General features: G+C 56.1%; 18 protein-coding genes, 1 tRNA gene and 2 pseudogenes. 10 read left to right on the forward strand and 11 right to left on the reverse strand.

Annotation, left to right across the window (positions count from 1 at the left end):
* The 7 genes from GUC22_RS08950 to GUC22_RS08980 form a co-directional block, all read right to left on the reverse strand.
* On the reverse strand, positions 1-528 hold the full coding sequence (locus GUC22_RS08950) for a fimbrial protein (RefSeq protein WP_024359987.1): 528 nt from the start codon (positions 526-528) through the stop codon (positions 1-3).
* A 10-nt stretch (positions 529-538) separates the two neighbouring features.
* Positions 539-3166, reverse strand: coding sequence for a fimbrial biogenesis usher protein (locus tag GUC22_RS08955; RefSeq protein WP_160183490.1), 2628 nt, complete (start codon positions 3164-3166; stop codon positions 539-541).
* Between the two features lie 75 nt (positions 3167-3241).
* Positions 3242-3952 (reverse strand): fimbria/pilus periplasmic chaperone, encoded by a 711-nt coding sequence (locus GUC22_RS08960; RefSeq protein WP_082236997.1) that lies wholly within the window; start codon positions 3950-3952, stop codon positions 3242-3244.
* A 46-nt stretch (positions 3953-3998) separates the two neighbouring features.
* Positions 3999-4535 (reverse strand): fimbrial protein, encoded by a 537-nt coding sequence (locus tag GUC22_RS08965; protein ID WP_024359984.1) that lies wholly within the window; start codon positions 4533-4535, stop codon positions 3999-4001.
* Between the two features lie 71 nt (positions 4536-4606).
* Complete coding sequence (fimA, locus tag GUC22_RS08970; protein WP_024359983.1) at positions 4607-5152, reverse strand: type 1 fimbrial major subunit FimA; 546 nt, start codon at positions 5150-5152, stop codon at positions 4607-4609.
* A 39-nt stretch (positions 5153-5191) separates the two neighbouring features.
* Entirely contained in the window at positions 5192-5692 is a 501-nt protein-coding gene (locus GUC22_RS08975) for a helix-turn-helix domain-containing protein (protein ID WP_004138868.1), read from the reverse strand.
* Positions 5693-6489: 797 nt separating this feature from the next.
* A tRNA-Asn gene (locus tag GUC22_RS08980) sits at positions 6490-6565 on the reverse strand.
* A gap of 330 nt (positions 6566-6895) precedes the next feature.
* Here GUC22_RS08980 and nac point away from each other — a divergent pair.
* The 3 genes from nac (at position 6896) to ldtA (ending at position 9890) form a co-directional block, all read left to right on the forward strand.
* Positions 6896-7813 carry a nitrogen assimilation transcriptional regulator NAC gene (gene nac, locus GUC22_RS08985; protein WP_004132716.1) on the forward strand — a complete coding sequence of 306 codons (918 nt, stop codon included), beginning with the start codon at positions 6896-6898 and terminating at the stop codon, positions 7811-7813.
* A 106-nt stretch (positions 7814-7919) separates the two neighbouring features.
* Positions 7920-8870, forward strand: a complete 951-nt coding sequence (gene cbl / locus GUC22_RS08990; RefSeq protein WP_004122262.1) for an HTH-type transcriptional regulator Cbl — start codon at positions 7920-7922, stop codon at positions 8868-8870.
* A gap of 111 nt (positions 8871-8981) precedes the next feature.
* Positions 8982-9890, forward strand: coding sequence for a L,D-transpeptidase (ldtA, locus tag GUC22_RS08995; RefSeq protein WP_155553325.1), 909 nt, complete (start codon positions 8982-8984; stop codon positions 9888-9890).
* A 102-nt stretch (positions 9891-9992) separates the two neighbouring features.
* Here the strand turns inward: ldtA and GUC22_RS09000 are convergent, their stop codons facing one another.
* Complete coding sequence (locus tag GUC22_RS09000) at positions 9993-10601, reverse strand: glutathione S-transferase family protein (protein ID WP_082236998.1); 609 nt, start codon at positions 10599-10601, stop codon at positions 9993-9995.
* 213 nt (positions 10602-10814) lie between these two features.
* Here GUC22_RS09000 and GUC22_RS09005 point away from each other — a divergent pair, with 213 nt between their 5' ends.
* Complete coding sequence (locus GUC22_RS09005; RefSeq protein ID WP_024359981.1) at positions 10815-11801, forward strand: LysR substrate-binding domain-containing protein; 987 nt, start codon at positions 10815-10817, stop codon at positions 11799-11801.
* A gap of 178 nt (positions 11802-11979) precedes the next feature.
* On the opposite strand, the gene GUC22_RS09010 is transcribed toward GUC22_RS09005, so the two are convergent.
* The 3 genes from GUC22_RS09010 to GUC22_RS09020 are packed head-to-tail and all read right to left on the reverse strand — an operon-like array spanning position 11980 to position 13986.
* Positions 11980-12747 (reverse strand): molybdopterin-dependent oxidoreductase, encoded by a 768-nt coding sequence (locus GUC22_RS09010; RefSeq protein WP_004132727.1) that lies wholly within the window; start codon positions 12745-12747, stop codon positions 11980-11982.
* Positions 12737-13345, reverse strand: a complete 609-nt coding sequence (locus GUC22_RS09015) for a cytochrome b/b6 domain-containing protein (RefSeq protein ID WP_004132729.1) — start codon at positions 13343-13345, stop codon at positions 12737-12739. The genes GUC22_RS09010 and GUC22_RS09015 overlap by 11 nt, the downstream gene beginning before the upstream one ends.
* 14 nt (positions 13346-13359) lie before the next feature.
* On the reverse strand, positions 13360-13986 hold the full coding sequence (locus GUC22_RS09020; RefSeq protein WP_004132731.1) for a hypothetical protein: 627 nt from the start codon (positions 13984-13986) through the stop codon (positions 13360-13362).
* A gap of 139 nt (positions 13987-14125) precedes the next feature.
* Here GUC22_RS09020 and GUC22_RS09025 point away from each other — a divergent pair, with 139 nt between their 5' ends.
* The 6 genes and pseudogenes from GUC22_RS09025 (at position 14126) to GUC22_RS09050 (ending at position 17987) form a co-directional block, all read left to right on the forward strand.
* Entirely contained in the window at positions 14126-14794 is a 669-nt protein-coding gene (locus GUC22_RS09025; RefSeq protein ID WP_004132733.1) for a heavy metal response regulator transcription factor, read from the forward strand.
* Positions 14794-16212, forward strand: a complete 1419-nt coding sequence (locus GUC22_RS09030; RefSeq protein ID WP_160183491.1) for a heavy metal sensor histidine kinase — start codon at positions 14794-14796, stop codon at positions 16210-16212. Before GUC22_RS09025 ends, GUC22_RS09030 begins: the two co-directional genes overlap by 1 nt.
* 383 nt (positions 16213-16595) lie before the next feature.
* On the forward strand, positions 16596-16949 hold the full coding sequence (locus tag GUC22_RS09035; protein ID WP_049089248.1) for a type II toxin-antitoxin system RelE/ParE family toxin: 354 nt from the start codon (positions 16596-16598) through the stop codon (positions 16947-16949).
* A gap of 4 nt (positions 16950-16953) precedes the next feature.
* Complete coding sequence (locus GUC22_RS09040) at positions 16954-17256, forward strand: helix-turn-helix domain-containing protein (protein WP_004132739.1); 303 nt, start codon at positions 16954-16956, stop codon at positions 17254-17256.
* A 193-nt stretch (positions 17257-17449) separates the two neighbouring features.
* Positions 17450-17653 (forward strand): annotated as a pseudogene (locus GUC22_RS09045) (hypothetical protein); the annotation flags it as partial.
* Positions 17654-17987 (forward strand): annotated as a pseudogene (locus GUC22_RS09050) (type II toxin-antitoxin system PemK/MazF family toxin).
* The last annotated feature ends 193 nt before the right edge of the window (positions 17988-18180 follow it).

Consider the following 18180-nt stretch of genomic DNA (forward strand, 5'->3'; position numbering starts at 1 on the left):
TTACTGAAATTCAAGCGTGAAGGTTGCGGTTGCATTAACGTGTCCGGCGGTCACCGGCACCTGGGTGGCCATCAGCCGGGCGTAAAAGTTCAGCGTGTTGGCCTGGCTGGGGGTCAGCGTGGTCCAGGCGATCGCTGACGAAGCGGCGTTGAGCGGCAGCGCCGTTTGCCGCGCGTCAAGGATCTGCACGCCCATGCCTGCCGCCGCTGAAGCCCCGCCGTCGAGCTTTAACAGTTCGGTATTGCTGCTATCGGCAACGCCAACAAAGCCGACCTTGACGGCGGTGACCGAGCTGCCGCAGGGCGACAGCACGATGCGAAACGGCACCAGCGGCGTGGTTGCCCCAACCGCATGAAGCTGCCTGGCGGCGTTATTCATCAGATCGACGGTAAAATCTTTCGATTCACCCGCCACGGCGCAGGCGTTATCGCGGACGTAGCCGCTGATGGTGATGGTGCTGTCCGCCGCGCTGGCGTTGTTGACCGCCAGTGATACGAGGGCGCTCAGCAGGTAGAAGTTTTTTCTCATCATGGTTTCCTTAGCGGCACTCGGCGGACAGCGAGATCAGCATCTGGCTCTGTTTTTCCGGCGGCAGGCTGTAGTTCGCCTCGCAGCTGGCATTCGGGCCTTCACCCCATTTCGCCTGTACTTTGCCGACCAGCGGCATCCCGCTCAGATAAACCTGGCCGTTATCGGCGACGATGCTGCTGCCCTGGCTGCCGACAGAGGTGACCAGCGCGCCGAAGGGAACCGGCTTACCGTTATAGATGAGCGACATCAGCAGCTTGAGTCCGACGTGGGCCTTAAACTCCGCGCGAACTATCGCGCCGTGGGTTGGCACTACGCTGGCCACCGCGTCGTCCAGGTCGACGTTATCGGCCAGGCTGTTGGTGTTCAGCGCCACCCGGTTTTCCCGGTATTCGGTGGCGTAGGGCAGAACGGCGTAGCCGCGCCAGTCGGTCTGGACCCCGGTCTGGTTTTCTACTTTTACATTGTCTGCGCCGGGGGCTTTGATCAGCACCACCGTGTCGTTCATCGGCTGGCTCAGGGTGACGCCGTCGGCGTGGGCCAGCACGCCGCCGCTCAGGCCGTAGTACAGCTGTTTGATGCCGTCGCTGCGGCTGTAGCCGACGTTGGCATTGCCGTAGCCGCCGCGGTAGTTCAGCGCCGCGTAGCCGGTGCCGCCGCTGTTGCCCTCACCGCCGCCGGCGTAGCCGGTCTGCATGCTGTAGCTCAGGTTGTTGTCCTCCAGCAGCGTGCCGTACAGCCCCGCCAGGCTGGTGGTCCTGCCGTTCAGATCGTTGGACATGCTGTAGCTGGCGCTGGCGTGTCGCCAGGCCGACTTGCTGTCGGATCGCATCCAGTGGCTGAACGGAATATTGACGTTGACGGCCAGCATCTGGTCACGACCCTGCTGCCAGGCGTTTTTGGTCAGGCTGTAGCTCAGGGTCCAGTTGATATCGTCGACGGCGGCGTTAAGCCCGGCCTGGAGCTGCCGGTCGGACTTGTTGGTCTCCCAATAGGTCTGGTGGCTGCCGCTCAGGTAAAGCGTGGCGGTACGCCCCAACTGCTGGGTAACGCTGAGCTGCACTTTGCCGCGCTTGTTGTACGCGAGGTTGTAGTAATCGGTGAACTTCGGCTTTACCTCAATCACCCCGTCCTGGGTCTCGACGTTGTAGCCGCTCATCCGGCTGTAGGTGGTGTCGGCGAAGCTGAAATAGCCGCGCGTCGAGTAGCGGTAGCCCACCAGTTGAATATTGGTGCCGGTATCCGTCAGCGACTTGTTATAGAGGAAACGTACCGACTGCCCCTGACGCTCGCTGTCATCGGGCAGGGTGGCGTTGGCCTGGGTGATATCCAGCGACAGCGCCCCCAGCTCCCCCATATTTTTGCCGACGCCGAGGTTAAAGGCGCGGTAGCGGTCCGCCAGCTGGGTGCCGCCGTACAGCGTCCAGCCCGCCGGGAGACCACGCAGCAGAGTCCCCTGGAAGAACGTCGGTTTTTCCTGCTGATTGCTGCCGCTGCGATACTCCCCGGCGGTGACGGCATAGCGGGTATGGCCCTCGCGCTGGAGCACCGGAACGGACGAGTAAGGGACGGTGAAGACCTGGCTGCTGCCGTCGGCCTCTTTGATGGTCACCTGCAGATCGCCGCCATTGCCGGCGGAGTAGAGATCGTTGATGGTGAACGGGCCGGGCGGCACCGTGCTCTGGTAAATCTCATAGCCGTTCTGCTTCACCGATACCTGAGCGGTGCCGCGGGCAATGCCGTGGATCACCGGGGCAAACCCCTTCTGGCTGTCCGGCAGCATATTGTCGTCGGAGGCAAGCTGCGCGCCGCGGAAGTTGATGCCGTCGAAGACGTCGCCGTTGGTGTAGCTGTCGCCGAGGGTCAGGCGCGAGCGCAGCAGCGTAATATCACGTTCAAGCCAGGTATTGATGTGCTGCCACTTGTTTTCACTGGTCGACGAGCTGCCGCCGCTGCTGTAGCTCCAGGTGGTGTTGTCGCGCAGGCGCCAGGCGCCAAGGTTCAGCCCGCTCTGCAGGTTCAGGTACGCGTAATTGCTGCTGCCGCCAACGTCGTTGTGCACGTTGTTGCCGGTGAAGTTGTAGTTCAGCAGGCCGGCGTTAATCCCGTGGTCCCAGAGCTCGGGCGGAATATAGCCGCGGGCGCGGTTGCCCATAAACGCCTGGGGTACGGTCAGATACAGCCGCTGCTGCCCGGCATCAAAGCGGGTCGTCGCGTCTTTAATCATCTCGGTTAACGGTACGCAGGCATCCGCCGCCAGGACGTCGATTCCGGCGATCGCTGAGGTATTCACGCCCATCCCGGCCAGCTGTCCGCGCGTCAGGCAGGGGGCCAGACCGTGGCCTTTTTCACCGGCATTAAACGTGACATCGCGGGTGGTCATATATCCGTCATTCAGATAGATATCGGCGCGGTAGGTGCCCGGCGGCAGCTCCTGGCCCTTTTCAAAGCCGGACAGATCCGCCACGGCGGCGGGATCGTCCGCCAGAAAGCGTGGGTTGAAATAGAGCTCCGCCTGGGCGTAAAAAGCCGGCGAGGCGAGTAAAAGAGCTAAGGGAATCTGCGCGAATGCGCGCGCAGATCCTGGAGTCATACGCCGGGAGCCCACGTGGTCGAGTCCATATTTCAGATGTGACATAGTCCCTCCGGTCCAAAGTCGCCCGGCCATCGTTATTTTTTTCGTTCAGGGGGGAGAGCGCTGCTCCCCGATCGGTTACTGCATGACGCCTTTCATGCGCGGGGTGAGTGCGCCGTAGTCGTTAATCGTCCGGTAGGTAATCTCGCGACCTGCATCGGACGGTAAACTGACGCTGGCTTCGTCCATCGGCGGGACCAGCGCATTTTTCAGCACCCGGGTGCCGGCGTTGAGTTCGGTGACCGTCAGGTAATAAGGGGTGGGGTTAATCAGCGTGAGCGCATTCCCGCTGCGGCGAAACGTCAGCTTTTCCGCGGCCTGATCCGGCGGCAGCGCCAGTTTAGCCGGGCGGTAATAGAGCTTAATGCGGCTGATGATCGCCAGCTGCAGGGTGTTATCGCTGAGCTTTGATTTGTCCATCGACGGGATCGCCTTGACGTTCATCCAGAACAGCGTTTCCCGATCCTGCGGCAGCTGGTTGTTGGTGGCATCAAGGATGCGCAGGGTATTCTCTTTCTTCCCCTGCATGGCGAACAGCGGCGGGGTGATAACAAAGCTTCCGTCCTTCGCGCCGTCGGCATTTTCCACCCAGGACTGGATCAGATAGGTATTGTCATCGTTATTCGTTACCGCCAGCTGCGCCTGTTTCTGCCCCGCCGGATAAATTACGCGGGTAGCACCCAGCGCCACGCCGGCCTGCGACTGAGTCGAAAAACCGGCGGTGGCGATCAGTAAAAGTCCCGCCAGTAAACCGCGCATCCCGCGCGTGGTAGCCAGTCTATTTTTCATATTTATCTCTTTCTTTCTCACGGTGATTTCCTGTTACCGGCGCTGATTACTGGTAGGTCAGGGAGAACCAGGCCTGAGCATTCGCGGCTCCTCCGGTGACCTGACTCCCGGTGGAACGATATTTAGCGACAAAATGCAGCGTGGTTGGCCCGGTGTGCAGCTGCGCCCATGCCCCTGCTGGCGCGTTGAGCGGGATCTGGCTGCCGGTTTTATCAAACAGGGCAACGCCAATGCCGGTAGCGATCCCCGGCCCCTCGCCAACCGAGAGGACATCCGGATTTTTACCATCGGCGACGCCGTGAAACGCCACGCCAACGCGCTGGCTCACGGCGGTACTGCACTCCTGTAGGTGAATATCGAAAGGGACGGGATTGGTGTCTTCCCCGGCCGAATGAAACCGATTGCTGCTGATTTGCCCCATCTTGACCGTCATCTGCCGGTCTCCCGCTTCAACGCGGCAGGACTCGGCAATGACGATCCCCTGGAAGCGCATGTTCCCGCCGGGCAACATCACCTCCCAGTTACCGGCCAGCGCCATCGGTGGTAGCAAAAATATCAACAGACCCGACTTCATCTTTTGCATCGTTATCACCCCAGTCTTATTTGGATAACGGGCCATCCTGGCCCGATGCGCCTCCTTGCCTGATGAAGAAATTACTCGTATTGCACTTTAAAGGTGGCGTCCGCGTTAGCAGTACCGGCCGTCGCGACACCGGTCGCAAAGTAGCGAGCCTGGAACGGGATGACGTTGGTACCATTGCTGAGGGTGGTTTGCGCGCCGAAAGTCGCGCCATCCAGCGCCAGCGGGGTACCGGTACGGTCAAGGATCTGTACGCCGACGTTAGTCGCGCCGCCCGCGGCAGAACCCTGCAGGGCCAGAACGGTTGGGTTGGTACTGTTAATCGCCGTGCCAGCAAAAGCAATGGCGGCCTTCTCGGAAACGGTGATATCGCAATCATTCAACTGGATGTTGAAGCCCACGGGAGAGCTGGTGCTGCCTGCGGTGGCGAGTTTCGCTGAACGAACCTGGCCTAACTGAACGGTCTGATCGAGAGAACCGGCATCCACTGCGCAGGCCGCATTCACCACTTCACCTTTAAAATGTACCGTGCCGCCGTTCACCGTAACGGGATCGGCTGCCAGGGCTGCAGTAGCGCTCAGGGACAGTGCTGAAAAAACGATAACGGCTAATTTGTTCATGGTAAAACTCCTGTGTATGAATAATCCTGAAGCGATGCTTCACTTAAAAAGACATTTATTGTTGAAAAATAAATTTTGAAACGTAATCCTATTTTTACAGCCTAATTTATTCATCAGGTTGCGACGGTGGGTATAAATAGTCTTAAGTTTCACGCCAAACTCTTCTGCGATCTCCTGGTTGCTTTCCCCTCTGCTCAACATGCTTAATATCTGCTTTTCACGCAGACTCAGCTGGAACTTAGTATGATAATTTCCTGCAGTTTCTTTCTTTAAAAAGAAATTCAGAATACTTCTGGTGTTACTCTTTTTGTCTAGTACCGTTACTTTGCCAAAGAGTTCGGACTTATAGAACGCTAAGTCGCTGGATGCAAAGGCGACAATGTTTTTATTCGAAAAATAAATCCACTCCGCACCGGGAAGGTCGTTAGAGTCCAAATCTATAATCAAAAAGAAATTGTCAATAAACTCTTCTCCAAGCAATTCAATCAGGCCCAGAGTAAAATATTTATCCTTAGATAAAATATTAGTTGATAGATTCATATCTGAACGCGATCTCATCCTTGGGTTGACCTTTAACTCAGCGTTAATAACACCATTCAGCGAATTGAGGGTAATCTAACATTGCCCGCCTCAATGAGACATGTCGCTGACGCTCTAAAAGATATAACGGCCATTAAGCTGTTTTTGTGTGGTGTTTTTGTTTGTATTTATATTTTTTATTGGTGTTAAATTTTGTTATTATATTTATTTGTAGTTTTTTATAAAGCAAAGATGATAGGGAGAGGTTATCATTAAAGCCTCAACAATAGCCCTGCTCTTTGTATTGGAATTTTCTTAGGGAATATTCCTTGTTAAAGGCGTGGGATTTTCTATCTTAGTGCAGCAAAAATTTTTAAGAGCTTCTGAAGAGCCCTATAGAGGTGACCCGAGTATACCTTTTCCGCTCGCATCAGAACGCTAATTCTGCAGGGGAAAATAGCATCGTATTTATTCAGAAGCGATGACGGATTGACTACGGAACCCAAACTGCCGTGCTGAAGCGATGGCCGGCAGTATAATTGAGGCGATGATGCAAAAGTCTTTTATAGCCGGGCTGGGATTCGGAGCGTGATATTAAGATACACGGGCTGAAAAGCATGGGGTTCGTTCGCAGCCTGTCTTCACCCTCGTTTGTCAGTGTAATGAATGGATATTAATGTGCCAGGGAGTTTTTTCTCTGCTATCGCCTGGAGGAGACGCCGTTGCAGAACGCATTTGGGGGTATTAAAGAAGGCGGTACGGCTGCCATGAGAGAGTGGAAAAGCAAAAAGCCCGCTCGAAAGCAGGCTTCTTAAATTTGGCTCCTCTGACTGGACTCGAACCAGTGACATACGGATTAACAGTCCGCCGTTCTACCGACTGAACTACAGAGGAATCGTGTGAACGGGGCGCATATTAACGATGACCATCCCCCTTGTCAAAGCCTGAATCACCTGCGCTTGTTCGTTTGCTGACAATTTCAACAGTGTGCCTGTTTTTCCGGCATTGGCCGGCCAGGTGCACCGTTGCAGTGCATTTATACCCCTAATGGGGCATACCGCAATCCGCTTACCGAGCAACAAAATCGCAGTTTGCTATCAGTATCCCTTATTACGCGGCCTGCAGCGGCATTTGCGTCTGTGGTAAAAAGCTGGCAAGCAAATTGCAAAACCTTCTGTATCTAAACGGCCAGTGTTGGTACTGGTGTTCCTTACAGGAGGCAAAATGAACTTAAGACGACTGAAGTATTTCGTGAAAATCGTCGATATCGGCAGTCTGACCCAGGCCGCTGAAGTCTTGCACATCGCACAACCGGCGTTAAGCCAACAGGTTGCGACCCTGGAAGGCGAGCTGGACCAGCAGCTGTTGATCCGCACCAAGCGCGGCGTCACGCCGACCGAAGCGGGCAAGATCCTTTACACCCACGCTCGCACTATCCTGCGCCAGTGCGAGCAGGCGCAACTGGCGGTCAACAACGTCGGTCAGACGCTAAGCGGCCAGGTGTCAATCGGTCTGGCGCCGGGGACGGCGGCTTCGGCCATTACCATGCCGCTGCTGCAAACGGTGCGTAATGAGCTGCCGGAAGTGATGGTCTATTTGCAGGAAAGCAGCGGAACGATCCTCAACGACAAGCTTATCGACGGTCAGCTGGATATGGCCGTGCTCTACGAACGCTCGCCGGTCGCCGGGATCGTCAGCCAGCCGCTGCTGAAAGAAGATCTCTACCTGGTCGGCACCCGGGATTGTCCGGGGCAGAGCGTGGATTTGACGGCGGTTGCGGAGATGAATCTGTTCCTGCCGCGCGATTATAGCGCCGTCCGCGCGCGGGTCACCGAAGCTTTCACCCTGCGTCGCCTGTCGGCAAAAATTATCGGCGAAATTGAATCCATCACCACCCTGACGGCGGCCATTGCCAGCGGCATGGGCGTCACCGTACTCCCGGAATCCGCCGCCCGTTCGCTGTGCGGCGCGGCTAATGGCTGGATGGCGCGCATCAGCACGCCGTCAATGAGCCTGTCGCTGTCGCTTAATATGTCGGCTCGCGGCAGCCTATCTCCGCAGGCGCAGGCGGTGAAGGAAATTTTGATGTCGCTGGTGAGTCGCCCGTCGCTGGAAAACCGTGAATTATTGTTAGTCAGTTAGGCTATATTCCTGGATGGAATAAGTTGCTGGTTTTTATTATTTGTTAGCAGGGACAACAGACTTTAACAATAGCGCCTATGTTATGTCTGATAGCCCGGAGGAAAGGGTGAACTTCCAGCAACTCAAAATTATTCGTGAAGCGGCCCGTCAGGATTACAACCTGACGGAAGTCGCCAATATGCTCTATACATCGCAATCGGGCGTCAGCCGCCATATTCGTGAACTGGAAGAAGAACTGGGGATCGAAATCTTTATCCGCCGCGGCAAACGTCTGCTGGGGATGACGGAGCCGGGCAAAGCGTTACTGCTGATTGCCGAGCGTATTCTTAATGAAGCCAGCAACGTTCGCCGCCTGGCTGACCTGTTTACTAACGATGCCTCCGGCGTCTTAACCATCGCCACCACCCATACCCAGGCGCGCTATAGCCTGCCGCCGGTGATTAAAGCCTTCCGTGAACTCTTTTCCGACGTGCGTCTTGAGTTAGTTCAGGGGACGCCGCAGGAAATTGAAGCGCTGCTGCACAACGGCGGCGCGGATATTGGTATCGCCAGCGAGCGTCTGAGCAACGATCCGACGCTGGTGGCTTTTCCCTGGTTCCGCTGGCACCACAGCCTGCTGGTCCCCAAAGATCACCCGCTGACCCAGGTGACGCCGTTAACCCTCGATGCCATCGCCCGCTGGCCGCTCATTACCTATCGTCAGGGAATTACCGGCCGCTCGCGTATTGACGAAGCCTTTAACCGTAAAGGACTGATGCCGGATATCGTATTAAGCGCTCAGGACTCCGACGTCATCAAAACTTACGTCGAACTGGGGCTGGGAGTTGGGCTGGTAGCGGAACAGTCAGGCGACGCGCGCGAGTCTGATACCTTTACGCGTCTCGATACCCGCCATTTGTTTGACGCCAATACCGTCTGGCTGGGCCTGAAGCGCGGGCAGCTGCAGCGAAACTACGTCTGGCGCTTTATTGAACTGTGCAACGCTGGGCTGTCGCTGGAGGAAATTAAACGCCAGGCGATGGAGCCGGAAGAAGCGGCGATTGATTATCAGATTTAGCAGGATGATAAATCAGATATGAGATAGCAAACGAAGCTATAATTTATTCACGATTATCGCCACAAAGGAAGGGAAATTGTGCGGCGTGTGAAACTGCTTTGTTCTCTTATTATGATCCTCACCAGCCAGAGCGCTCTGGCGGTGAGCTACCCGTTGCCGCCGGAAGGAAGCCGCCTGGTGGGCAGTCCGCTGACCATCACTATTCCGCAACATAATACCCAGCCGCTGGAGGCCTTCGCCGCTCAGTACGGCCAGGGTCTGAGCAACATGCTTGAGGCCAACCCCGGCGTCGACGTATACCTGCCGAAATCGGGTTCCACGCTGGTGGTGCCGCAGCAGCTTATTCTGCCCGCCACGGTACGCCAGGGCATTGTGATCAACGTTGCAGAAATGCGTCTCTACTACTATCCACCTGAAGGCACAACCGTTGATGTTCTGCCGATTGGCATTGGTCAGGCAGGACGCGAAACCCCGCGTAACTGGGTCACCGCCGTGGAGCGTAAGCAAGAGGCGCCAACCTGGACGCCAACCGCCAATACCCGTCGTGAATACGCCAGTCGGGGCGAAAGCCTGCCCGCGTTTGTGCCGGCCGGGCCGGATAACCCAATGGGGCTGTATGCGATTTACATCGGCAGGCTCTACGCGATTCATGGCACCAACGCCAATTTCGGTATCGGCCTGCGCGTGAGCCAGGGCTGCATCCGCCTGCGTAACGACGATATCAAATACCTGTTTGATACCGTTCCGGTCGGAACGCGTGTGCAAATCATCGATCAGCCGGTGAAATATACCGTCGAGCCGGACGGCAGCCGCTGGGTTGAAGTCCACGAACCGTTGTCGCGCAACCGCGCGGAGTATGAATCGGACCGTAAGGTGCCGCTCCCGGTCACGCCGGCGCTTCAGGCCTTTGTGAAGGGGGAGGGCGTGGATGTGAATCGCGCGGAGCAAGCGCTTGAACGCCGCTCCGGTATGCCGGTGGCGATTGGGCATTCAGCTATGCCGGCAGGTAGCGGATTTTAACCTTTTCCGCCACGCTGAACGGTTTCTGCGCGCCCGCGGGTGCCGGGCGCTATTGGTCGTCGTGGAGATTCATGTTGGGTATTTAGCTTCATCTCTTTGAGCTTAACCAAAGGGATGTTTTTTAAATGCGCTATGGGCTTCATATAATTCAGCAGCGGATTGAATATGATTAAAGTCTCCCGCATAAACCACGTGGGGGATCATCGACTGAATAAATGTCCAGATTACCGTACTCGTTACTGCCACCTGATCGGGGACCGCGGCCGCCGAACGGTTTTCCAGCAGGGTATTCCACTCCCTGCAGGCCGCCAGCAGCTGAATCGTGATGCGCTCTATCCACGGATTATGCTGCTTTTCCGCCGGGCGCAGGTTGTGTTCATACACGTTCTGCACCGCCTTTTCACCCGCGGCGAGAATAAAGCCCAGCGTTTGCAGATCGCTTGCCTGCGCCAGTGGATCGACCGGCAGCAGCTTGCGCGCCGGGGAGGCCTGGCCTTCAAAATAGGCCAGTATCAGCGACGAGTCCATCAGGCGAATTCCGTTATCCAGCAAAAGCGTCGGCGCTTTTACCGCGGGATTGATGCGGGAAAACGCGTCAAAGCTGCTGAATACCGACAGCGGGTGACTTTCAAACTCGACGCCGTAGAGTTCAAGAGAAATCGCCACGCGCCTGACATAAGGCGAATCCATCATGCCGATAAGTTTAATCATGATTCCTGTTTTCCTGTCTCTGTGAAATGACGCATCTCAATTCATTAATACGAATGGGGACTCAGTAGCGGCGGGTTAACGCTTCATCACCGGTGGTGAACAGACATTACAATAAATTGTGCATAGCGAATATCATCGGTATCTAACGGATCGGGTTAGTATTACTGACAGGTTGTTGGTCACGTATATTGAGTTAAGCTGCGGGAGTGAAGCATGTCGGATTTTCCACCTATTGCCAGTTTGCGTAGTTTTGAAGCCGTGGCCCGGCTTGGCAGCGTGACGCTGGCGGCGAAAGAACTTCACGTTACGCATTCAGCCATCAGCCAGCAGATTAAAGTGCTGGAGGAGATGGTCGGCTTAAAGCTGTTTATCCGTCACGGTCGCGGCGTGCAGATTAATGAAGACGGGCGGCTCTATGCCTTACAGGTCCGCGAGGCGTTGCATCATATCGCTGATGCCACCCGGCTGGTGCAGGTCAAACCGAGAAGGCAGGAGCTGACGCTGGCGATGGTACCCTCCTTTGGTAGTCACTGGTTAGTGCCGCGACTGGAGCGGTTTCGGGCGACATATCCCCATATCTCGCTGCGCATACAGGCGAGTCTGGCGATCGCCGACATGCAGCAGGAAGGGATTGATATGGCGATCCGAATGGGCAAAGGCGACTGGGAAGGAATGGAAAGCCATTATCTTTTCGCCGATGAGCTTATCGTCGTGGCCGCGCCATCCTATAACGACGGCGCGCTTCCCCGAACACCATCAGAGATAGCGAAGAGTAAAATTATCTTCTCGATGGAGTCGTGGAAAACATGGTGCGTTAATGCGGGACTTGAAAGAGAGATTGTGCCCGGCGGTTTGTGCATCAACGACTCGAACCTGGTTCTGGAGGCCGTCCGGCTTGGTAAAGGTATCGCGCTGGAACGCCGCTCGTTAGTCCAGGAAGCGCTCTGCAGAGGCGAACTGGTCCAGCTTACGCCTTTCACCGCCCCATATCCGTGGCCTTACTGGCTGGTGTCGCCACAGGCCGCTGAACAGAAAACCGAAGCCGTTCTGTTTAAGGCCTGGCTTGATGAGGAGGTTGCTGCATGGGGTCAACAAACTGACGCGCTGGAAAAGAAACATCCGCGAGACGGAAACCGTCGCTCCCGCCCGGAGGCGGGATACCCTGAGAACATTCATAACATGGGTGATGTCGATGAATAAAAATATTCTCCAGCAATAGAATTTGAAAAGGCGAGTGAAAATAATCTGGCTTAAAAACCGACCTTATAACGCGCTTTTGTCTTGTCGATACGCCTGATGCCTCTTCGGTTTTGTCGTCCGGTCGCGATCCCGCGCCATTAACGCTGCCCGGTTCCGTTTTACCGGCGCAGCGCGGGCGCTAAATACCGCTAAACCAGTTATAGCCCTGATCCTCCCAGTAGCCGCCGGGGTTGGTATCGCTGACGAAAATGGCGGCGATATGCTTGGCGTTTTTGAACCCCAGCTTGGTCGGCACCCGCAGTCGTAGCGGAAAACCATACTCCGCCGGCAGCGACTTACCGGCAAAATCCAGCGCCAAAATGGTTTGCGGGTGCAGCGCGGTGGCCATATCAATACTGGAATAATAGCGATCCGCGCACTTAAAGCCGACATAGCGCGCGTTGAGGTCGGCGCCGACATGTTGCAGGAATAGCTTTAGCGGTACGCCGCCCCATTGACCAATTGCGCTCCAGCCTTCAATGCAGATCAGCCGGGTGATCTGGCTCTGTTGCGGCAGACGCTGTAGCTGTTCCAGCGTCCACGGCGCTTTTTTCTCCACCTTACCGGAGACTTCCAGACGATAGTCGAACAGATCGACTTCCGGCGCGTTATATTGCGGATAAAAAGCGTTAAACGGAAAGGGGTGGGTAATTTGATCCGGACGGTAAGTCTGGGCCAGGCGCTGGCCGCTGAACAGCCAGGACTGGACCCGATCGTTCCAGCGCGACATAGCCCACAGCACTTTGTCGACTTGATCGCCATCCTGCATGTTGCATCCGGTCAGCATCGCCACGCCTCCCAGCGTCAGCCCGGATCGCAGGAGTAATCGGCGCTGCACATTTACCAGCTGTTTTTTCTGATCCGGCTCGAGCGCGGGCGCCCGGCGGGTTGGCGCTTTACCCTTCATGTTTGCCTCCTGACAGCATGGCCCACAGGGTGGAAGGTACGATTAACACCATCAGCACATGGATAACGACGAACAGTCCGATGCCCGCCATGGCGCAGAAGTGGACATAGCGCGCGACAGGAAAACCGCCAAACAGCGCCACCAGCCAGTAGAGCTGTACCGGTTTCCAGATAGCCAGCCCGGAGAGCACCAGCAGCAGGCCGAGCGCCATAACGCCGAGGTACATAAGCTTTTGAATCGCATTGTAATGGCCGAGGCGGTGGTTCAGCCGCAGCGTTAAGGTCAGCCAGATATCCTGCCGGAGCGCGGCCAGACGTAGCGGCAGCAGGTCGCGGCGTAGATGGCCGCTGAACAGACTCCACAGCAGGTAGCAAACAGCGTTAACGACCAGCAGCCACATCACCGCCAGGTGCCAGCCAATCGCGCCGCCCAGCCAGCCGCCCAGGGTGAGGGAGGGCGGAAAGCGGAAGTCGAACAGCGGCGAAGCGTTGTAGATTTCCCAGCCGCTCATGAACATACCGATCATGGCGACCAGATTCACCCAGTGGGTGAGCCTGACCGGCCAGCGATGTACTGGCCGCGACGCGTTGGTTTTCATGCACGTCTCCTGGATTACATCGGCGGTACGGTGCCGTCTTTTCCGGCGGAAATGCGGGTGGCGACGCGTTCGCCTTTATCGTTAGTGGCGGAGAACAGCACGATATGCGTACCGGGCTTCAGCAGGCCGCGATCGCCGGGATTGATGGTCACTACCGGCGTATCGTCAGGGACGATGACGTTTTTTTGCCGATCGCCGTATTTAACGGTTAGCGTGCGGCCGTTGGCGTTTACCAGCTTGCCGATGGTGCCGTTGGTCATGGTGTTGATTTTACCGTCCGCGGACTCCCACGGAGAATGCCCTTCGCCCGTGCCGCGGAGGCTGGCGGCAAACACGTGTACTTCCAGCGCCTTCAGGCTACCGTCGGCCTGGGGGACCGCTGCGGTGCCGATAAAGCTGTCCGGCTTGATATCGTCGATCGAACCTTTGGCGACGCTAAAAACCTGCGTTTTGTCGTTGAGCTTTACGTCGACCTTTTCCCCTTGACGGTTGCTGATTTGCAGAGCGGTATCCGAGACCTGATCGATGGTGCCGCGCAGCGGCGTGATAGCTTTAGCCGGCGTCTGCGCCGCAGTGGCTATGCCGCTGCAGAGCATCAGGGTAGACAACAGTAAACCGGCAATACGATGGCGTGTATGCATGACATTCTCCTGTGATGGTTTGCCGGTTAAGCATGGCCAGGGGATCGGGACAACACCATGTCCGTTTGATGACATTAATGTCATCAAGCCGCGGCGCAGAAACTGTTAATCTGTCCGCAGACGTGAAGAGGTGGTAAGCATGCGCATATTAGTGGTGGAAGATGATATCGGGACCGGTAATTACCTGAAAAAGGGGTTAACGGAGGCCGGATACGGCGTTGATTTGGCGCGCGACGGTACCGACGGCTTATTTCGGGCGCTGGAGTATGGTTACGATGCGATAGTGCTCGACGTCATGCTGCCCGGGCTTGACGGCTGGCAGATTATTGATGTTTTACGCAAGAAAAGCGATGTGCCGATACTGTTTCTTACCGCCCGCGACGAGGTGCAGGACCGTATTCATGGCCTGGAGCTGGGGGCGGACGATTACCTGGTCAAACCTTTCTCCTTTACCGAACTGGTGCTCAGGTTGCGTACGCTGTTGCGCCGCGGAACCGTACGGGAATCCGATCGCTATGAAATTGCCGACCTGCATATTGATGTGCTGCGGCGCAGAGCCACCCGTCAGGACACCGTGATACCGCTGACCAACAAAGAGTTTATGCTGCTGCATCTGCTGGTCCGGCGTGAAGGAGAGGTGCTGTCGCGCACCATGATCGCCTCGCAGGTATGGGATATGAATTTCGACAGCGACACCAACGTGGTGGATGTGGCGATCAAACGCCTGCGCGCCAAAATCGACCGGCCGTTCGATATCAAACTTATTCATACCGTCCGCGGCATCGGCTACGTTTGCGAGGTTCGTTGATGAACGTGCTGGCTCGCCGTTGGCAGGCGACATCGCTGACGTTGCGAAGCGCCGTTCTGTTTGCCCTGGTTGCAGCGCTGGTGGTCAGCGCCGCTGGCGGATACTTATATCACGCCATGCGTCAGGAGATGATTCACCGTAGCGATCTGCAGGTGACCGGGCGCATAGAATATTACCGAAACGTACTCAGTAAACGCTTTCCGCTGGAGCGGCTGGTGGCGAACACTGGGATGTTCGAAAACATGTTGGGCAACGAGCAGGACGTTTTAATCTTTCGTATTCCGGGACAGGCGCCGTTAATTAATGTGAATCCTGCCAGGGTTCAATTACCGTCGGTGACGCCGACGCCGGCGGATCGTCCGCAGCGCCTGAATGAGGTACAGAGCGGAATGACCGGGCAGGGGGTTCCGCTGCGTGTGGCGTCGGGGCTGGTGACGCTGGAAGATGGCAGGGTACTGCAAATTTCTGTCGCGCATGTGATGGTAAATGAACAGAAAATGCTGGCGCGCTACCTGTGGCGCGTCATCGCGGCGGTGGCGGTGGCCTTTCTGGCGATTGCGCTGCTGGGCTACTGGGTGATGCGTCGCGAGCTGCGGCCATTAAGGCGTATGGCCGCAGAGGCGGCGATCATCACGCCCAGTACGCTGGCGACTCGCCTGAGCGAACAGGACGCGCCGCAGGAACTGCAGCAGCTGATTGTCTCCTTCAACGCCATGCTCGACAGGCTCAACGAAGGCTATCAGCGCCTGACGCGGTTTTCCGCCGATCTGGCCCACGAGATCCGCACACCGGTAGGGGCGCTAATGGGCCAGTGTCAGGTGGCGCTGTATCAGCCTCGCAGCGTGGAGGAGTATGAAACGTTGCTCTCCAGCAACATGGAGGAGTTGGAACGCATTTCACGCATGGTGGAAAATATTCTGTTTCTGGCGCGCGCCAGCCATGCGCAGTCGGTGCTGAACTGCCGGGAACTGGATATTGCTCAGGAGCTACAGCGTGTCGCGGATTATTTCGAGGGGCTGGCGGAGGAGCGCGATATTCAGCTGATTTGCGAAGGCGAAGGGCAGCTGTGGGCCGATGCGATGCTGTTCCAGAGGGCGTTAAGCAATCTGGTGGCCAACGCGGTTCGCTATGCCGATGAAGCGAGCCAAATCATCTTACGAGCCGGCATGGAAGAAAACCGACAGGTCATCCAGGTGATTAATCAGGGCCCGCCGATTTCGCAGGTACATCTGGAAAAGCTGTTTGAGCGTTTCTATCGCGCAGACGCCGCGCGCAGTAGCCATGCCAGCGGGCTGGGATTGTCGATCGTACGCGCAATTATGACTCTGCACGGCGGTGAGGCTCGCGCTCAGTGCCTGTCGCAGCAGCCGGGCGCGCAAATTGTTTTCAGCCTGATTTTCCCGAAACGCTCAGCGTAGCGGTAAACAAAAATCCCGCTTAGTTTCCATAAGCGGGCTTCTTAAATATAGCTCCTCTGACTGGGAGCGCCTTTGCCATTAACGGGCTGATTGAAAAGCTACATCCCGAAATTAGGGTTGTCGAGACTCTCTGAGTTGCAGGCGGGAGACCGAGAGAACGCCAGTGACGCGCGACAGCTCAGCATGCACTGTGCCAATACCTGAACGGCTTTTTCGGGACAGGTCGTAAAACGGTGAATCCCTTGCATGTTATTCACTGAAATAGCCGAATGCGTCTTCAGCTTTGCAGTAACGACGCATGAATCTCGTGTCCCATCTCTCCATAATCAATTTTATAGGTTTACACCTATATAGCATTTGACCTATATTGATTTGGAGGTCCCGTGTGGATGATTAAAACAACGGATACGTTTGAGCGCTGGTTTACCTCGCTCAACGATACCGATAGGGCCAGGGTGCTTGCAGCGTTGTTGGTCCTGCGAGAAAAGGGGCCGGGTTTGTCCAGACCTTATGCCGATACGCTGAGAGGCTCCCGCTACAGCGACATGAAAGAGTTGCGTATTCAGAGCCGGGGCGAGCCGATACGGGCATTTTTCGCTTTTGACCCGGCCCGTACCGGCATTGTGCTTTGTGCCGGTAATAAGGTTGGCAATGAAAAACGTTTTTACGATGAGATGCTCCCTGTTGCTGAGCGGGAATTCACGAACTGGCTGAAGACATTCAAAGAGAAGGAGTAACGCGATGGGCAGAACGTTGGAACAGCTGATGGCGGATGAAAAACCGGAAGTCGTGGCTGACGCCCGGGCTATGGCGGCGGACATCCTGCTCAACATTCACCTTGCAGAACTGCGTGAGAAAGTACAGAAAACGCAGGTCGAAATGGCGCAGGCGCTGGGCATCAGGCAACCTACCGTTGCAGGCATGGAAAAACCAGGCCGTGACCTGAAGCTTTCCACGCTTAAACGCTACGTTGAAGCCACCGGCGGCAAGCTACGTCTTGATGTTGAGTTGCCGGATGGTTCTCACTACGGATTTGAACTGTAAACCGTGAGCGGTTGAGCAGCGGAACGGTCAGCATGAAAAGCTCGACAAGGTGGCCTTCACGCTTTTGCTGATGCCCCTCCGGCGCAGCCCGGATACGGAAGCTGCACCGCATTTCGTTTATCCAATCCGCGGTAATTCTTTGAACCACCAAAACAGTTTTCTATTATCGGCCTTCTTTGTTACGCACTAAGCTCCCGCCGTTCTGAAAACGCTGGAACTGTCGACGGACAGCGAAGTCGGCATGACCATTAATAATGGCTGCCTGATTATTGAACCCCAGAAACGGCCCCATTATTCGCTTGAGGAACTGCTGGCGCAGTGCGATCCGCACGCCGAAATGAGCGAAGAGGATCGGGAATGGATTGATGCGCCTGCGGTGGGCAAGGAGATCCTGTAAATGGACAGAGGAGAAATCTGGCTCGTTTCACTGGATCCGATTGCAGGCTACGAGCAAAGCGGAAAACGTCCCGTGCTTATCGTATCGAAGGCATCGTTTAACAAGCTGACCCGGCTACCCGTTGTTGTTCCCATCACCAGCGGTGGAAACTTTGCTCGCACGGCAGGTTTCACCAGTTTCACTGGCAGGGGCAGGGACAAAAACGATTGGCGTTATTCGCTGCGACCAGCCCAGAACCATTGATATGGCTGCCCGGAATGGCATGCGGCTGGAAAGCATACCAGACGCTATGGTAAATGAAGTGCTTGCCAGGCTGGATGCTATTTTGAGTTAACGCCAGGATGCAGAAAAGCAAAAAGCCTGCTTCAAAAGCAGGCTTTTCAAATTTGGCTCCTCTGACTGGGATCGCCTTTGCCAGTAACTGGCTAATTATTAAGCTAAATCAGAAATCCCCTTCTGTCAAGACCACCAGAGTGACCACCAATGACACAGGTGACATAAAACTAGTTTGAGTTCCCCACTCTGAA

It is taken from the genome of Klebsiella sp. MPUS7 (assembly GCF_009905335.1).
Lineage (GTDB): Bacteria > Pseudomonadota > Gammaproteobacteria > Enterobacterales > Enterobacteriaceae > Klebsiella > Klebsiella grimontii.